Source organism: Maricaulis parjimensis, assembly GCF_016817355.1.
Lineage (GTDB): Bacteria > Pseudomonadota > Alphaproteobacteria > Caulobacterales > Maricaulaceae > Maricaulis > Maricaulis parjimensis.
The window spans coordinates 521,367-537,226 of the sequence record NZ_JADOTT010000001.1; the positions used below are offsets into that span (position 1 = coordinate 521,367).

Sequence of the window (15,860 nt, forward strand, 5' to 3'; positions counted from 1 at the left end):
TGATTGCGCGGGACGTGAATGCATCTTGCGTTGACTGTGGCGGGCCTGGCTCGCCATGGTCGCGTCATGTCGCTTGTCCGCCGGATACTGGTTCCTGTCTCCGTCATTCTCCTGATCGTCCTGTCGGGCCTTGGGGCGTGTGCCGTGGGCAATGCCACTGGCCTCTCCGTGCCCCGGCGCAGCCTGGCTGAACAGTCCGCCCTGCTGGACAGGCATGTCGAGATGCGCCTTCCCGAAACGGCCAATGGTCCCGTTCCGGCCCTCATTCTCCTGCATGGTTGCGGCGGGCTGCGGGAGGTCCAGAACGCCTATTCAGACAGGGTTTTGCAGGCCGGCTATGCGGCTGTGATTGTCGATTCAAACGGAGCTCGGGGCATTGGCCGGTTTGGCGCAATGAGCCGGGTCTGCACCGCCCAGACGCTCTGGGGTCAGGATCGCGCTGCCGACATTGCCGCCGTGCTGGACCAGCTGCGCGATACGCCCGGAATCGATGGTGACCGGCTCGCCCTTATCGGCTGGAGTCATGGCGGCTGGTCCCTCATGGAGGCGCTGGCCTATTCCGGCAGCGGTGATCAGCCCCGCGCCCTGAGCGACCAGAACTTATCCCTCACGCCCCAGGTCCGGCTGGCTATCGCCATGTATCCCTATTGCGGTTTCCCCATGCGGACATCAGGCGCGGATTTCGATCCGGATATCCCTTTGCGGGCCATCCTGGCGGAGCAGGATGTAATCGCGCCCCATGCCGCTTGCATCCGCCGCTTTGACCGGGCCGCGGCCGCTGGCGTGGATCTCGAATTCAGCGTCTGGGACGGTCAGAGCCATGCCTTCGACGAGCCCAATCCACCCCCGGACCCGCGCATCCGCTATGACGCCGAAGCGGCCAGGCGGGCGCAGGACCAGGTGGTTGATTGGCTTGATGAAACCTTTGCCGATCAGGGCTGAGCGACGGCGGCCATCTCGCTGAGCTGGGTGGCGGCAATCGACAGTTTCGACAGGGTCCAGCTGCCGGAATCATCCAGCTGGCGCTGTACGGAGTCGACCCGGCCGGCCTCTTCCTCATTGACCGTGTTCCAGGCCTCGATCAGGGCATCGGCCCAGTCCCGCGACGGGTTCTCGATACCCGCGGACAAGGCACCGCCCGCCTGCTGCGCAAACCGCATGGCCGAGGCCGTCACCGTCTGCTGGCTGGCATAGAGGTCTTCCATCAGGCGACGCACCGCCAGACGGTCCCAGTGCAGATCGGACGACACTTCCTGCCCCATCCCCCGCAACCGATCAAACCGGAACCGCGCCCCACAGGCATGATAAATATAAGCCGTGGAGGCCAGCGGCCAGGCGTGATCCTTAGCCATATCAATGACATCGGTCGAGGACGTCAGGGGACGCAGCTCGGCCACAGCCTGGGCCAGGTCTTCCGGAGCACCGGCGGAAACGAAAGCTTTCTTGCGCTTGCGGACACCGGCCCGCTCATGCTCGGAAATGATCTCATGCACCATGGAGCGCAGCTCCTGCACGCCGGACTGATAGGTCTGGATCACATCCCCGATCGAGCCGCTGCTTGCCGCCGACGCATTGCGACCCCGGCGCACCAGCCAGTAGGTCTGGCGCCGCAAAAGGCGAATGATTTCCTCATGCAGCCGGATCTGCACCTGGGCCGGCGCCTCATTGTCCAGCGTGTTGATCGCACGGGTCAGCGCCGCGAAGCCGAAGATTTCGCGCCCGGCTTCAAAGGAGCGTGCAATCGCCGGGATCGACGCCGTTGTGGAATCAATCGCCCGGTGAACAAAGGTCGGGCCGCCCAGATTGATCATCTCATTGGCCAGCACGGTGGAAATGATTTCCCGCTTCAGCCGGTGACCTTCCATGGCGTCACTGAAGGTGTGCAGCCCTTTCGGGAAATAGTTCACCAGCATGGATTTGAAGTGCGGGTCATCCGGCACATCGGACGCAACCAGCTGATCAAACAGGGTGATCTTGGCATAGGAGGTCAGCACGGCCAGCTCCGAGCGGGTCAGGCCCTGACCCCGCGCCTTGAGCGCGCGGACGCCCTCGCTGGACGGCAGGCCTTCCACGTCACGGTCCAGCTGACCCAATTCTTCCAGGCGCAGCATGAAGCGTTCATGCGCGTCCAGGTCGGCCTCGGCAGAATGCTCGGCCATGGAAAGCGCCAGGGTCTGGTCGTAGTTATGGCGCAGCACATGGTGCGCCACATCATCCGTCATGGATTCCAGCAGTTTGTCGCGATCCGCCCGGCTCATATCACCGCCGCGCATCATCGGGCGCAGCAAGATCTTGATATTCACCTCATGGTCGGAACTGTCGACGCCGGCAGAATTGTCGATGAAGTCGGCATTGGCGCGACCGCCATGCTGGCCAAACTCGATCCGCGCCGCCTGGGTGAAGCCCAGATTGGCCCCTTCGCCAATCACCTTGGCCTGGACCTGATCCGCATTCACGCGAAGCCCGTCATTGGTCTTGTCGCCGACTTCCCAATGCTGTTCCTGGGTCGCCTTCACATAGGTTCCGATCCCGCCGAACCAGAGCAGCTCGACCTCGGCCTTCAACAGGGCATGGATCAGCTCAACCGGACTGGCCGTATCCTTCGAAATCCCGGTCAGCGCCTTGATCTCGTCAGACAGATTGATCGACTTCGCACTGCGCGAAAACACGCCGCCGCCCTTGGAAATCAAGGACATGTCATAGTCCTGCCAGGATGTTCGCGGCAGGTCGAACAAGCGCTTGCGTTCATTCCACATCGTTTCCGGATCACCCGGATCCGGATCGATGAAAATATCGCGGTGGTCGAAGGCGGCAATCAGTCGGATTTGCTTGGACAACAGCATGCCATTGCCGAACACATCGCCGGACATGTCACCCACACCGATCACGCTGAAGGGCTCGGATTGGATATCCTTGCCCATTTCCCGGAAGTGGCGCTTCACCGATTCCCAGGCACCGCGCGCGGTAATGCCCATCTTCTTGTGGTCATACCCGGCCGAGCCGCCCGAGGCGAAGGCATCGCCCAGCCAGAAGTCAAACTCGTCCTCGGCGAGGCCATTGGCCGTGTCCGAGAATGTCGCCGTACCCTTGTCGGCAGCGACCACGAGATAGGGGTCCTCATCATCCCAGCATTCGGTCAGGGCCGGGCTGACGACCGCGTCATCGACAATATTGTCGGTCAGGTCGAGCAGACCGCGGATGAAGGTCTTGTAGGCTTCCCGGCCGGCTTCGAATATCTCGTCGCGAGACCCGTTCCGGGGCAGGGATTTGGGATAGAAACCGCCCTTGGAACCCACCGGAACAATGACAGCATTCTTCACCTGCTGCGCCTTCACCAGGCCCAGCACTTCGGTGCGGAAGTCATCGCGACGGTCCGACCAGCGCAGCCCGCCACGGGCCACCGGTCCGAAACGGATGTGCACGCCCTCGACATCCGGCGCCCACACGAAGATCTCGCGATAGGGTTTCGGCAGGGGCAGTTCTTCCAGCAACTCACTGGCGATCTTGATTGAAATGCGCGGCTTGGGATTACCCTCCGCGTCACGCTGGTAGAAATTCGTGCGCAGCGTGGCTTCGATCAGATGGAAGATCCGGCGCAGGGCCCGGTCATGGTCCAGGCTGGCAACATCATCGAGTGCCTTGCGCAGGCTCTCGCTCACATCCCAGACGGCATCGGAACGCTGTTTGCGGTCACCCTCGAAGTCCGGATCGAACTTCACCCGGGCCAGTTCCAGAAGACCCCGGGCAATGTCCGGACAGGCAGCGAGCGCCTCTTCCTGGATCGCCTGCGACGGATCGAGACCGGTTTGCTGGCGATAGCGCGCGCAGGTCCGCAGGAAGGCGGCTTCGCGCCAGCTGACCCCGATTTCGACGATCAGGCGGTTGAAGCCATCATCCTCGGCACGGCCTTCGGCCATGGCTAGGAGAGCGTCTTCCAGTTTCGGCCCCAGCTCATCGAGCGAGCGCGCGCGGATCGTGTCGGATTTCATCTCGAAATCATGGACATAGGCGCGGTCAACGCCCTGACCGCCAGCGCTTCGCCGATCAACGGGGAAGCCGGTTTCCTGGACGACATAAAGACCGAGATTCTCCAGCACGGGCATGACCCGTGACAGGGAAACCGGCTTGCCGACCCGGTAGATTTTCAGGCGCAGCTCATTGTCCGCATCCTCCGGCTCGCGATAAACGCGCACCGCCACCTGGTCCGGAGAGGCCAGGCTTTCCAGCTTGAGCACATCGGCCAAGGCTTCGGCCGGATCGTACAATTCGCGATAACCGGCCTTGAAGGCGTCCTGATAGACCGGCATGCGCAGACGGATCGCTTCGGGTGCATTCAGCCTGACATGGGTTTCCAGATCATCTTCCCAGGTCCGCGCGAGGTGCGCGACCCGCCGTTCCAGATCGGGGATTTCCGGCTCGGGGTGATCAAACGGATTGAGGCCGATGATGAAGTGGACACGCGCCAGGGAGCCATCACCGAATTGGGGATAATAGGCCGACAACCGGCCGCCAAAAGCGTCACGGATGAGCTCACCCGCCTGCTCACGGACCTTCGAATTATACCGGTCCCGCGGCACGAACAGCAGGGCGGACACAAAGCGGTCGAACTGGTCCCGCCGGATGAAGAGCTTGGTGCGCGGGCGGTCCTGCAGGTGGAGAATGCCCAGGCAAATCTCCAACAAGTCGTTTTCGTCAGTCTGGAACAGTTCGTCGCGCGGAAAATTCTCGACCGTATTGCGCAGCTTCTTGGCCGAGTGGGTGCCAGGTGTCTTGCCGGCCCGCTCAAGGACACGGCGGACCTTGCGCCGGATGAGCGGCACGGCCGAGGCGCTCTGATCATAGGCTTCCGCGGTGAACAGGCCCACGAAGCGGGCCTCGCCAATCACCGCACCATCCTCGCGATAGCGCTTCACGCCGATATAATCCATGTAGACGCGGCGGTGGACGCGCGACTTCATGTTGGCCTTGGCGACAATGATGGGGCTGGGCTCGCGCAGGAAAGTCTCGATCGCCGGCGTCAGAACGGCCGGTTCGGACCCCTTGCGCAGGACATGGCGATCCGGATCACGCAACACACCCCGTCCGGTTTCCAGTCGGACACTCGGGTGGCGCTGCGCCATGGTGCCATCGTCGGCCACTTCGAAGTCATAGACACGGCAACCCAGGAAGGCGAAATGGTCATCCCGCAACCAGCGCAGGAAGTCGCAGGCTTCGGCCAGCTCTTCCGGCGATGCATGCGTGCGGGCCTGTTCCAGATGGGCAATGGCCTCATCCATCTGGGCGCGCATATCGGTCCAGTCCTCGACCGCGACACGGACATCTTCAAGCGTGGCCGTCACGCCTTCGATCAGGGTTTTGCGGGACAATTCGTCCAGGGGCGGCAGATGTACCTGGATCATGGACTCGGCCAGACACCGGCCACCTTCGTCCACGCGCTGGCCGTCAGACCCGCGACGGACCTGAACAATCGGGTGGAACATGGCAAGGATGTCGTAGCCTTGAGCCCCGACCTCACCCATGACCGAGTCCACAATGAAGGGCCGGTCGCGGCCAATGATCTCCAGGATGTCACGATCAACGGCCGTGCCGTCGGCCTTCTGGGCCGGGCGCATCCGGATCAGGATGTCGTCGCCGGGCCGGCTGTCGCCAAAGCCCCAGAAATCGACACACAGACTGGCGAGATCCGCCGGGCCTACCTGATCGAGATCCTCGGCAAGAGCATCATCGTGGATCTGGGCAAAGAAGGAATTGCCCGCTTCTCCACACTCACTGCCGAATAAGTCCTGCCAGCGCTGCCGCGCCGCCTCCATGAATTCCGCTCGAGAATACGCGTGCGCGACTCCGACGACCGCCCCCATGTGGCGCTCCCTGTGGTCTGTGTTTTTGTTGTGGCGAGCCTAGACCTGTTTTTGCCACGCGCAAGCCGTGTACGCCGTTGAAAACGCAAACGAGCCATTCTTTTTGGCAAAGCCTTGCCGGCAAATCAGGTGGCGGGGATAGGAAGTGTGGCACCGTCGGGAAGGGACAGGGGGATCCCGACGGTGCCTGGCAGACCTCAAAGGCAGGCTGGGGGGACGCTCTCATGAGGTCTGGTCTTCGAGGGATGACCCAATCCTGTACCGACCCAGGGGAGGCGGGTGGGCGAGTGGCCATCCTGACCAGACATGTAGAAACGCGCGGGCCAAATCCAAGACCCGCGCGTGTCGAATTTCAGGAATTTAATGTTGGCGCGTCCGGCACGGTCACGCTTGGAAGGAGGCGCTAGGCGTCAACCGGGGCCCGCAACCATTTTTCCGACACCGTGTCCCAGTCCAGAACCGGGGATATACGGCCGATCAGATCAAACGCCATGGCCCGGGTTTCGGCGACATTGCGGGGTTCCACAGCCAGGCTGCCGACCGCATCGGTCACGACGCTCAATGCCTGCCCGCGGGTCTGGGCATCAAATACCGTGGCCAGCATGGAGAAGGGCGCGGAAAAACCGGCCAGGAGGCACGGACCTTCTGTATTGCGGGCCAGAACCTGGTGGAAATAGGGGTCTGAAAAGGCCGACAGGCCCGGACGTACGAAAACAGCCTCCCGCGCCGTCGGGCGGAGGGTCTTGATGGGTGAGGTTTTCGGCTTCGTCCGGTCACCCGCTTGCTGGCTGTGACACACGGTCCAGCCTTGGTTTCGGGCGTGATGCAACAGGGTCGCGATCCGATCGATCACCACCTGGTTTTCCGGATCAACCTTGCCGTCTTGGGGTTGGACCTGATCCATCTGGCAATCGAGAAGGATCAGACAGGGCGCGGCAGTCGTCATGCAGCTTCCTCGGCCTTTTTCTTGGTCTGCTTGCTGGGGTTTTGAAGTCTTTCCAAAGACCGGTCAATCGGTCCCGGTTCGTCCCAGGCGCCATCCGGGCGGATCACCACCATGGGATCAGTATTCTCGGTAATCGCATCGGCCGGCGGAACCAGCGTCCGCTCGATCTCGACATATTCATAGTCGGTGAAAAAGAAATGGGGACGGTCTTTGCGAACCCGGAATCCATGCGTGCGCCAGTATTTGACCCGGTCCAGCTGGGCATGGCCGATGACTTTCTCATAACCGCGTCGTGCGGCGTAACGCAGGGCTTCCTGCATCAGCAACCGCATCACGCCATCGCGGCGATAGGGTTTGAGAACAGCGGCGCGTTCAACCTTGGCAAAGCCCGCAAAGAAGCGAAGGCGCAGGACGCCCACCGGTTCAGCGCCCTTCCAGGCGATCAGGTGAGACGCCGCAACAAAATCATTGCCGTCATACTCTTCATCAAAGGGGGCCTGCTGCTCGCCCAGATAGATCACACCACGCAGGGTCATGGCGGTCACAACCTGATCCAGCGTGCGCGCGACTGTCACTTTCAGACTATCGGACATCACGGTTTTCATGAGACTGGCTCCCATTCACCCAGAATTGTTCGCTTCAAAAGCATGGCGCCGATCTTGTCGGGAAAGCCTGTGCTCCCATAAAGGGGCTCAACACCGTCCGGATAGGCACAGATTTCGAAATTGAGCCGGCGCATCAGAGCCCGCCCTTCAGTCGATCGCGCGCGGGCATAAACCCGAACATCCGAATAGAAACCCCGCCATCCCACGAGCAATGCGCGCAGTGCAGCGGCTTGAGCATGCGGATTACGGCCTGCCAGGCCCCAAGAGAGCAGGGCAGCGGCCTTTTCTTCCAGGCCGCAAACCCAGTCTCGGCGCGCATTGGCAAAGCCGAATTCTCCGGCGAAAAGCGCGTCAACGCCTTTCTGGCTTAGCGGAATTGACGCGACAAAACCATCAGGGGTGCCATTCCAAATGCGCATGTGAAGGGAGCGTTTGGTCCAGTCCTGGACCCGCGCAATGTCATCGACACTCGCGATTTCACCATCGATCAACTCATCGGCGAGCGTGTGAAACTCCTCGACGCGATCCATGGTCACAGGGACGAAATCCAAAGACCCGAAAGCCTGATCCAGTCTTTCCAGGGGAAATTGAAAGCCCGTGCGCACATCTCTAAGCTGCGCTTCGTGAGTCGCCATCTTCGGCCCTTACGCAAAAAAATACTTAATGCTTCGTTAACACCGCGCAGCCTGCGCGCCTCTAGCAAAGTTGGAATATTGGATAGTCCGGAATCAGGTAACGATCTTCGCCGTCACGTCTTTGACTGGGACGATCTGCAAATCTTCCACGCCGTCGCGACCACGGGCTCGATGAGCGCTGCCGCGTCGGCCCTGGGCTGCCAGCAATCCACCGTGTCCAAGCGAATGCGGCAGCTGGAGAGCCGGTTGGGCAGCCAGCTGATCGAACGCCGCGCGGCTGGCATTGTTCTCACGCCCGCCGGCGAAACGGCACTCGACTTCGTTCTCACCATGCAGCGCTCCGCGCAGCAGTTGGAGAACCAGGTCTCCGGACGGGACCGGGCCATGGAGGGTGAAGTTGTGCTGAGGGCGCCCGACGGGCTGTCGACCTATTGGCTCGCCCGACAGATGCCGGAATTCATGCGGGTGAACCCGGCCATCGACGTCAAACTGGTCAGCGACCAGTCCCCGACGGTGGGTGATAATGCCGCACCCCTGTCGATAACTTTCGTGCCGGAAAAAGGCATGGACGTCCGGGCCAGTGAGCTCGGCTGCCTGCACTACATGCCCATGGCATCCCCTGACTTCATCAACACCTATGGGGCGCCACAATCACTGGCTGACGTCATGCACCTACGTTTTCTTACGCTGGAGCAGTACGATAAGAAGCTAAATACATGGGGGATTCAGGCGAGTGCAGCCGATGCACTTATTAAATATTCATTCCGCACAGATATTAGTTCGGTGCTATTTGAAACCATACGTTATGGCGGCGGCATCGCCATGGCGCCAACCTATCTGGCGCACCTGTACCCGGATGAGCTCGTCGTTCTCGACTATGAGTTCCATGAAAGCATCCGGTTCTGGCTGAAATACCAGCCGGGTAGTCATGAGGTTGGACGAGTGAAGTGCGTAGGCGACTGGATTGAAGAAGTGTTCAATCGTAAGAAAAACCCATGGTTTCGTGATGAATTCTGTCACCCGGGCGAGTTCTGCGACATAACTGTCATAAAACCACAACAACGAGGATAATATGAGCGCTAGGGGCCCAACGAGTATCGACCAGCATGTTGGCGCGCGGCTTCGTCTGCGGCGCAGCCTGCTGGAAATGAGCCAGTCCGAGCTTGGAGAGAAGCTGGGCGTGACTTTCCAGCAAGTCCAGAAATACGAGCGCGGCACCAACCGTATCGGTGCCAGCCGGCTGTTCCATGTCGCGAAAGTGATGGAAGTCCCGGTCTCCTATTTCTTCGAAGGCTTGGAAGAAGACGGCTCTTCCGAGCTCAAGGGCACCGACTCCGATACGCTCTACGATTTCATTGCCTCGCCCGACGGCCTGGCACTGGCTTCCGCCTTTTCCGCGATCAAGGACCAAACGGTCCGACGACGCGTGATCGACCTTCTCCGGTCGCTCGCTGACTGACAAAACGCCCGGCCCTGCGCCGGGCGTTTTTCATTTGGGTTTCCAATCAATGAGATTTCCCGGGCGCCCCATGCCCGGCTGACCGCGTTGTCCCGTTGCGCTTGCGCCAACATCGCGCAACAGTCTGCAAATCATTCGGAAACCCATTTGCCCGTCATGCCAAAACCCAAACTCCTCCTGCACATTGGCCATTCCAAATGTGGCAGCACGACCATTCAGCGCACGCTCCTGGCCAACCAGGATCAGCTGAAGGAGCAGAAGGTTTTTCTGTACGGCCGCGATCTGAGCTCATCCCGCGAAGGATCGGTCAAAGGCATGCCAAATGCTGTGCTGAACGATGCAGAGCACTGGAAAACGGCGGCGGAACAAGTGGCGAGCGTGGTCGAACAGGCTGGCGAGAACGATACCTACATCCTGTCCGCCGAAATCCTGTGCCAGCCCCGGATGGCCGGTTTCGTGGCACACCTGACTGAGTATTTTGACAGCCGGATCATCCATTACATCCGGCCACAAACCGACTGGTGCTATTCCGCCTGGAAACAGTGGCAGGTCAAACGCGGGCTCAAACTGCAAGAATGGGTCGATCATTGTTCCGGCAATCACCTTCCCGCTTTCTGGCAGGCTTGGGAAAACTACCGGGACACGGGTTTCACACCAGACTCCTACTCGATGCGAATCCTGAACCGGGCCTTTCTCCACGAGGGCGATCTGATTGCCGATTTCTGTCAATGGGCCGGCCTCGACCCGACCGGCTGGACACGCCCGGTTGAACAGTCCAACCCCAATGTCGATCACGCCTTGCTGGAAGTCTTCCGTGCGTCGGAATCCATCTTCTCAAACTCGCGCGATAACCGGGCCTTTGACTGGGCGGTCAAGCGCCTGCCCGAGGAAGTGGTCAAACGGCGCGGTGGCCTCACGGCGGCCCAGGAACAGCAGATCCTCAGCGCCCACCAAGTCCACAACACCGAGATTTGTGCCCAATTCTTCAGCGAGAGAGCCGAAGATTTCTGGTCCCTGTTCAGCGCGCGCAAAACCGAAAGCGAGGACACGCTCCCAGAGGACCAGCTTCGCATCCAACAGCTCGAAACCGAGCTGGAAGGTTTGCGGCGCGTGGTCGGCTATCTGATCAACGTAATGGTCGAGCAGGACAAAAGCCTGCCGTCGCAAGCCATCATGGAAGCCGCCGTCAAGCAATGGCGCGAGACGCAAGGCATCAAATAGCGCAAGACGCTGATTTCAAATCCATTGTCCGGGAGAGGAAATGGAGCGGGCGATGAGATTCGAACTCACGACATTCACCTTGGCAAGGTGACGCTCTACCCCTGAGCTACGCCCGCTCACGATGTGCGGGGCTGGGCCCCGCCGGGGAGCGGGGTATATCGCGCAAACGCCGGATAATTGCAAGCACCTGATTCCGTCCTCTTGCATATGAAGCTGCAGCAGGCTTCAACACCCTCATGCCTGCCACCCGACACGACCTCTTCGACCGCCTCGATCAGCTGGGAATTCCGCATTCCACAGTGGATCATCCGCCTGTCTTCACCGTTGCAGAGGGCGACGCCATCAAGGCGGAAATGCCGGGCGGGCACACCAAGAACCTCTTCCTCGACGACAAGAAGGGCAATCTCGTCCTGATCTCGGCCTTGGGTGAGACCCAGATCCGGATCAACAGGCTTCACCGGCATCTGGGCTGCGCACGGTTTTCCTTCGGCAAGGAAGAGCCGATGTTTGACGTGCTGGGCGTACGGCCCGGCTCGGTGACCGCCTTCGCGCTGATCAACGACACCGCCAAACGGGTCCGCTTCATCCTGGACGCTGCGCTGACACGGTACGACCCGGTCAATTTCCACCCGCTCAGCAATGATGCGACCACGGCGGTCAGCTGCGCTGACCTGATCCGTTTTGCCGAAGACACCGGACATGAGGTCGAGATCTTCGACTTCTCATCCCTGCTGGACGAGGCTGACGCGGCGCAGTGACGCCTTGCATCGAGCGCGCAGGACGTCCAACTAGAGTGAAGACAATGCAAGGAAGACCCCGATGACCCTGTTCACTGGTTCCGAAAACGACGCGCCCGCTGGCGATCTCGTCAAGGATTCCACCGATCAATCCTTCATGGCGGACGTCGTTGAACCGTCGCGCGAAGTCCCGGTCATCGTCGATTTCTGGGCCCCTTGGTGCGGCCCCTGCCGCCAGCTGGGTCCGGTGATCGAGAAAGCCGTGCTAGATGCCGGCGGCGAAGTGAAACTGGTCAAGATCAATATCGACGAGAATCCGGGCATCGCCCAGCAATTGCGCGTCCAGTCCATCCCGGCGGTCTTCGCCTTCAAGGACGGACAGCCGGTTGATGGTTTCATGGGGGCCCTGCCGGAAAGCCAGATCAAGGATTTCATCCAGCGCATCTCGGGCAAGGGGCCGGGTGAAGCCGAGCTCAAGGCGATGGTCGATCGCGGTATGGCCGCGCTGGAATCCGGTGATCTGGGTGGTGCATCCCAGGATTTTGCCGGCGTGCTGCAGGCCGACCCCGGCCATGCCGCCGCGCTGGCCGGTCTGGCGCGTGTCTGGCTGAAGAATGGGGATACGGACAAGGCCCGTGAAATCCTGGCCCATGTTCCCGAAGACCGCGCGGATGACCCGGCTGTGGTCGGTGCCCGCACTGCGCTGGACCTGGCGTCCGGCGAACCGGGTGACGATGCCGAAACCGCGGCCCTGCGCGGCAAGGTCAGCAGCGACCCGTCCGATCTGCAGGCGCGCTATGATCTGGCCGAAGCCCTGGTCGCCAGCGGCGATCACGCCGGGGCCGTGGACCAGCTGATCGCCATCACGGCGCTGGACCGCGAATGGAATGACCAGGCTGCCCGCACCCTGCTCCTGAAAGTCTTTGAGGCCGCCGGCCCGATGAGCGATGTGGCCAAGGATGGCCGCCGCCGGCTCTCCTCCATCCTGTTCTCGTAAGGAAGTCACCGATGAGCGAAGCGCAAACCCCGCGTGAGGTCGACCCGAAACTGCTGGAAATCCTGGTCTGCCCGGTGACCCGCGGCCCCCTGACCTATGATCGCGACGCCCAGGAACTGGTCTCAGAGGGGGCCGGTCTGGCCTATCCCATCCGGGACGGCATTCCGATCATGCTGCCCGACGAAGCCCGCACACTGGAAGACAGCTGAGATGAGCCGCCCCTGGCCCTCCGAACTGGTCTTTTCGGCCGGCAAGCGTGCGCTCGACATTCGGTTTGACGACGGACGCGACATGTCCATCCCCTTCGAGACACTGCGCGTGGAAAGCCCCAGCGCAGAAGTTCAGGGCCATGGGCCCGGGCAGAAGAAGACCATCACCGGCAAGCAGGATGTCCGCGTCACGGCCGCCGAGCCCGTCGGACGCTATGCCGTTCGCCTGGTCTTTGACGACGGACATGACAGCGGCATTTTCACCTGGGACTATCTCTATGCGCTGGGCGAAAGCGCGGCGTGACCGGCGATGCGGCCTGCACCCCCATCCGCTGGGGCATGATCGGCTGCGGTGACGTCACCGAACGCAAAAGTGGACCCGCCTATCGGCTCGCCGAAGGGTCTGAACTGACGGGCGTGTTCACCCGGCGTGCCGAACAGGCCAGGGACTATGCCCGCCGCCATGGCGTGCCGCGTGTTTTCGACAGCGCCGAGGCCCTGATCCGCGACCCGGACATTGACGCCGTCTACATCGCCACGCCGCCCTCCAGTCATGCGGCCTACGCCCGCATGGTGGCCGCTGCCGGCAAGCCCTGCTGCGTCGAAAAACCCATGGCTTTGACCGAGGCCGAGGCCCGGGACATGAACGCCGCCTTCCTCACGGCCGGCAAACCCCTCTTCATCGCCTATTATCGCCGCTGCCTGCCGCGTTTCGAACAGGTGCGAAACTGGTTGCAGGGCGGATGTATCGGCGATGTCCGGCAGATTCACTGGACACTGACCCGGCCGCTCGATCCCCACACTATCGCGACCAACCGGCCCTGGCGGGTGGACGCCGATGAAGCCCCCGGCGGCTATTTCGACGATCTCGCCGGCCATGGGCTGGACCTGTTTGACCATTGGCTCGGTCCGATCCGGCACGTCGCCGGATATACCGCGAATCTGGCCGGGCAGCACCAAGTTCCCGACACGTTTTCGGCGAGCTGGCAGCATGAGTCCGGTGTCACCGGCACTGCCTGCTGGAATTTCGCGAGCTTCGACCGGACCGATCGCGTGGACATCACCGGCAGTGAAGGCCGTATCCAGACCGCCATTTTTGATGACGCCCCCTTGGAGCTGGAAACCAGGAATGGCCTGAAAACGCTGGACATCGCCCATCCCGACCCGATCCAGCTGCCGCATGTGGACGCCATGATCACCCAGTTGCAGGGTGGCCAAGCGCATCCCTCCACCGGCCTGTCCGCGCTGCGTACGGCCCGGGTCTGCGAAGCCATCCTGACAGGAGACAGTGCCGCCAAATCCTCGTAGTCTTTCGACAACACCGAGGAGATTCCGACATGGTCCGCACTGTTCTCACCACGCTGACTTCACTCGCCCTGGCAGGTCTGGCTGCAAGCGCAGCGCAAGCCGGTCCCGATAATTTCGGCCCCGGCCCGGTCATTCCTGATTTCGGCCCCATCGCCATGATCGAGAACCATCTTCCCATTCCCGAGGGCCAGGTCTTCCGGATCAGTTTCGACACGGCCACGGGCGCAGACGAGGATGCCCTCAATTCAACGCTGACCGGTGCAGCCCGCTTCATCAACATGCATGCCGCCGCAGGTGTCCCGGTGGAGAACATCCAGCTCGCGATTGTGGTTCATGGCGGGGCGATGCGGGATGTCAGCACGGAGACGGCCGGCACCAATGCAGCGCTGGTTGCGGCTTTGGTGGAACAGGGCGTCCAGATCATCGTCTGCGGCCAAAGTGCTGCCTGGTACGACATTTCCAATGAGGATCTCCTGCCCGGCGTCGACATGGCTCTGTCCGCCATGACAGCGCACGCCCTGTTGCAGGCGGACGGCTATTCCCTGAACCCGTTCTGATCCGTCAGGCCGCGTCCAGACGCTCACCCTTCAGCAGACGCGGCGGATCACCCGTCTCTCCTCCAGCCTGGCGCATGAAGAAGCGCCGGGCCGGCGGGATTTTGTCGACCAGGGACAGGCCGAGACCGCGGATCTGCCGCAATGGCTCGAAATCGTTTGAGAACAGGCGGTTGAACACATCGGTCCCCAGCGCCAGTGTCGCGCTGTCGAAACGGCGCCAGTCGGCATAGCGCTGCAGCGTCGTCGGAGCGCCGATATCCAGGCCGACGCGCCGGGCCTCACCACAGACTTCGGCCAAAGCGGCGGCATCCCGTATGCCCAGATTGAATCCCTGTCCGGCCAGCGGGTGGATCCCGCGCGCGGCATCACCGACGAAGGCGATCCGGTCATCCAGAAAGCGTTCCGACATGGACAGGCTGAGCGGATAGGTGAAACGCGGGCCTTCCGGTCTTACATCGCCCAGGAAATCGCCGAACCGCGCTTCCAGTTCTTCCTGGAAGACATCATCGGACGCCTCTTTCAGCGCATCAGCAACCCGGTCCGGTTCTGTCCAGACAAGCGAAGACCGATTGTCCGGCAAGGGCAGAATGGCAAACGGTCCGGACGGCAGGAAATATTCATAGGCGGTGCCATTATGCGGTTCCGCATGACGCACCGTCGCGACCAGGCCTTTCTGGCCGTATCGCCAGCCCGCTGTGCGAATCTTCGCCTGCTTGCGAACCCGCGAGAACTTGCCGTCACAGGCGACCAGAAGCTTGCCGCTCAGGCGCCGCCCGTCTTCCAGAACGAGGTCAATGCCGCCGGTTCGGTGTTCATAATGATCGGCCCGGGCCGGCGCCACGATTGTGATGCCCGGCTTGGCCTTCAGCGCCTTGACCAGGGCCTGGCGCGAATGCCGGTTCTCCGCCATCCAGCCCAGCGGCTCGCCATCCGGACCAGGCGAGATTTCCTCGCGATCGAAATGCAGCGTGTGCGGCCCCGGGCCACCCGGTCGAGTCCCGCCATAAGGGCGGCCATCACACACCAAAATGTGCTCGATCCGCTGGGCATGCTCTCGCAGATGATCCGCCACACCCAAGGCCTCAAACATGCGCCAGGACGTGTAGGCCAGCGCGGAGGCCCGGCCATCGAATTCAGGAGCCAGCTGGTCGGACATTTCCAGCGCATCGACCACGGCCACGGACAGGCCGGCCTGCTCAAGCGCCAAGGCCAAAGTCATGCCTGCCAGACCGCCGCCGGCGATCACGACATCGCCATCAAAGAATGCTTTGTTTGCCATGAGCGGCAACATACGGGGTTTGAGCCGGGAGAAAAGCGGACACTGCGCC

15 protein-coding genes and 1 tRNA gene are annotated in these 15,860 nt (G+C 61.7%); 10 read left to right on the forward strand and 6 right to left on the reverse strand.

Features of this window, described 5'->3' with window-relative positions:
• Positions 1–18 precede the first annotated feature (18 nt).
• The gene (locus I0K07_RS02335) at positions 19–942 is read left to right on the forward strand and encodes a dienelactone hydrolase family protein (protein ID WP_203291055.1); all 924 of its coding nucleotides are present in this window, start codon (positions 19–21) and stop codon (positions 940–942) included.
• Here I0K07_RS02335 and I0K07_RS02340 read toward each other — a convergent pair.
• The 4 genes from I0K07_RS02340 to I0K07_RS02355 form a co-directional block, all read right to left on the reverse strand.
• Complete coding sequence (locus I0K07_RS02340) at positions 933–5,810, reverse strand: NAD-glutamate dehydrogenase (RefSeq protein ID WP_238934383.1); 4,878 nt, start codon at positions 5,808–5,810, stop codon at positions 933–935. The two genes, I0K07_RS02335 and I0K07_RS02340, sit on opposite strands and share 10 nt — an antisense overlap.
• Before the next feature lie 451 nt (positions 5,811–6,261).
• The gene (locus I0K07_RS02345) at positions 6,262–6,804 is read right to left on the reverse strand and encodes an isochorismatase family protein (RefSeq protein ID WP_203291057.1); all 543 of its coding nucleotides are present in this window, start codon (positions 6,802–6,804) and stop codon (positions 6,262–6,264) included.
• Positions 6,801–7,409, reverse strand: a complete 609-nt coding sequence (locus I0K07_RS02350; protein WP_203291058.1) for a GNAT family N-acetyltransferase — start codon at positions 7,407–7,409, stop codon at positions 6,801–6,803. Before I0K07_RS02350 ends, I0K07_RS02345 begins: the two co-directional genes overlap by 4 nt.
• The gene (locus I0K07_RS02355) at positions 7,406–7,939 is read right to left on the reverse strand and encodes a hypothetical protein (RefSeq protein WP_203291059.1); all 534 of its coding nucleotides are present in this window, start codon (positions 7,937–7,939) and stop codon (positions 7,406–7,408) included. Before I0K07_RS02355 ends, I0K07_RS02350 begins: the two co-directional genes overlap by 4 nt.
• Between I0K07_RS02355 and I0K07_RS02360 the strand changes: the two genes are divergently transcribed.
• The 3 genes from I0K07_RS02360 (at position 7,916) to I0K07_RS02370 (ending at position 10,724) form a co-directional block, all read left to right on the forward strand.
• Entirely contained in the window at positions 7,916–9,115 is a 1,200-nt protein-coding gene (locus I0K07_RS02360) for a LysR family transcriptional regulator (RefSeq protein ID WP_203291060.1), read from the forward strand. The genes I0K07_RS02355 and I0K07_RS02360 overlap by 24 nt on opposite strands.
• A 1-nt stretch (position 9,116) precedes the next feature.
• Positions 9,117–9,503 carry a helix-turn-helix domain-containing protein gene (locus I0K07_RS02365; RefSeq protein ID WP_203291061.1) on the forward strand — a complete coding sequence of 129 codons (387 nt, stop codon included), beginning with the start codon at positions 9,117–9,119 and terminating at the stop codon, positions 9,501–9,503.
• 156 nt (positions 9,504–9,659) lie between these two features.
• A complete protein-coding gene (locus tag I0K07_RS02370) occupies positions 9,660–10,724 on the forward strand; it encodes a hypothetical protein (RefSeq protein ID WP_203291062.1) in 1,065 nt (354 codons plus the stop codon).
• Positions 10,725–10,765: 41 nt separating this feature from the next.
• Here the strand turns inward: I0K07_RS02370 and I0K07_RS02375 are convergent.
• Positions 10,766–10,840: transfer RNA gene (locus tag I0K07_RS02375), tRNA-Gly, on the reverse strand.
• Between the two features lie 120 nt (positions 10,841–10,960).
• On the opposite strand from I0K07_RS02375, the gene I0K07_RS02380 reads away from it, so the two are divergent.
• From I0K07_RS02380 to I0K07_RS02405, 6 genes are all read left to right on the forward strand, one after another.
• The gene (locus I0K07_RS02380) at positions 10,961–11,482 is read left to right on the forward strand and encodes a prolyl-tRNA synthetase associated domain-containing protein (RefSeq protein ID WP_203291063.1); all 522 of its coding nucleotides are present in this window, start codon (positions 10,961–10,963) and stop codon (positions 11,480–11,482) included.
• Positions 11,483–11,543: 61 nt separating this feature from the next.
• The gene (trxA, locus tag I0K07_RS02385) at positions 11,544–12,458 is read left to right on the forward strand and encodes a thioredoxin (RefSeq protein ID WP_203291064.1); all 915 of its coding nucleotides are present in this window, start codon (positions 11,544–11,546) and stop codon (positions 12,456–12,458) included.
• Positions 12,459–12,469: 11 nt separating this feature from the next.
• A complete protein-coding gene (locus tag I0K07_RS02390; protein ID WP_203291065.1) occupies positions 12,470–12,667 on the forward strand; it encodes a Trm112 family protein in 198 nt (65 codons plus the stop codon).
• A 1-nt stretch (position 12,668) separates the two neighbouring features.
• On the forward strand, positions 12,669–12,971 hold the full coding sequence (locus I0K07_RS02395) for a gamma-butyrobetaine hydroxylase family protein (RefSeq protein ID WP_203291066.1): 303 nt from the start codon (positions 12,669–12,671) through the stop codon (positions 12,969–12,971).
• 35 nt (positions 12,972–13,006) lie between these two features.
• On the forward strand, positions 13,007–13,975 hold the full coding sequence (locus I0K07_RS02400) for a Gfo/Idh/MocA family protein (RefSeq protein WP_203291474.1): 969 nt from the start codon (positions 13,007–13,009) through the stop codon (positions 13,973–13,975).
• Between the two features lie 29 nt (positions 13,976–14,004).
• Positions 14,005–14,532: a DsrE family protein gene (locus I0K07_RS02405; RefSeq protein ID WP_203291067.1), complete on the forward strand. Its 528-nt coding sequence runs from the start codon at positions 14,005–14,007 to the stop codon at positions 14,530–14,532.
• Positions 14,533–14,536: 4 nt separating this feature from the next.
• On the opposite strand, the gene I0K07_RS02410 is transcribed toward I0K07_RS02405, so the two are convergent.
• Positions 14,537–15,811 (reverse strand): UbiH/UbiF/VisC/COQ6 family ubiquinone biosynthesis hydroxylase, encoded by a 1,275-nt coding sequence (locus I0K07_RS02410; protein ID WP_203291068.1) that lies wholly within the window; start codon positions 15,809–15,811, stop codon positions 14,537–14,539.
• Between the last annotated feature and the right edge of the window lie 49 nt (positions 15,812–15,860).

Bases quoted from the DNA above. Each gene is read 5' to 3' on its own strand.
- I0K07_RS02395 (WP_203291066.1), top strand. From the start codon at position 12,669: ATGAGCCGCCCCTGGCCCTCCGAACTGGTCTTTTCGGCCGGCAAGCGT.
- I0K07_RS02355 (WP_203291059.1), bottom strand. From the start codon at position 7,939: ATGGATCGCGTCGAGGAGTTTCACACGCTCGCCGATGAGTTGATCGAT.
- I0K07_RS02405 (WP_203291067.1), top strand. From the start codon at position 14,005: ATGGTCCGCACTGTTCTCACCACGCTGACTTCACTCGCCCTGGCAGGT.
- I0K07_RS02365 (WP_203291061.1), top strand. From the start codon at position 9,117: ATGAGCGCTAGGGGCCCAACGAGTATCGACCAGCATGTTGGCGCGCGG.
- I0K07_RS02410 (WP_203291068.1), bottom strand. From the start codon at position 15,811: ATGGCAAACAAAGCATTCTTTGATGGCGATGTCGTGATCGCCGGCGGC.
- I0K07_RS02350 (WP_203291058.1), bottom strand. From the start codon at position 7,409: ATGAAAACCGTGATGTCCGATAGTCTGAAAGTGACAGTCGCGCGCACG.
- I0K07_RS02370 (WP_203291062.1), top strand. From the start codon at position 9,660: ATGCCAAAACCCAAACTCCTCCTGCACATTGGCCATTCCAAATGTGGC.
- I0K07_RS02345 (WP_203291057.1), bottom strand. From the start codon at position 6,804: ATGACGACTGCCGCGCCCTGTCTGATCCTTCTCGATTGCCAGATGGAT.
- I0K07_RS02400 (WP_203291474.1), top strand. From the start codon at position 13,007: ATGATCGGCTGCGGTGACGTCACCGAACGCAAAAGTGGACCCGCCTAT.
- I0K07_RS02390 (WP_203291065.1), top strand. From the start codon at position 12,470: ATGAGCGAAGCGCAAACCCCGCGTGAGGTCGACCCGAAACTGCTGGAA.
- I0K07_RS02340 (WP_238934383.1), bottom strand. From the start codon at position 5,810: ATGGAGGCGGCGCGGCAGCGCTGGCAGGACTTATTCGGCAGTGAGTGT.
- I0K07_RS02335 (WP_203291055.1), top strand. From the start codon at position 19: ATGCATCTTGCGTTGACTGTGGCGGGCCTGGCTCGCCATGGTCGCGTC.
- I0K07_RS02380 (WP_203291063.1), top strand. From the start codon at position 10,961: ATGCCTGCCACCCGACACGACCTCTTCGACCGCCTCGATCAGCTGGGA.
- trxA (WP_203291064.1), top strand. From the start codon at position 11,544: ATGACCCTGTTCACTGGTTCCGAAAACGACGCGCCCGCTGGCGATCTC.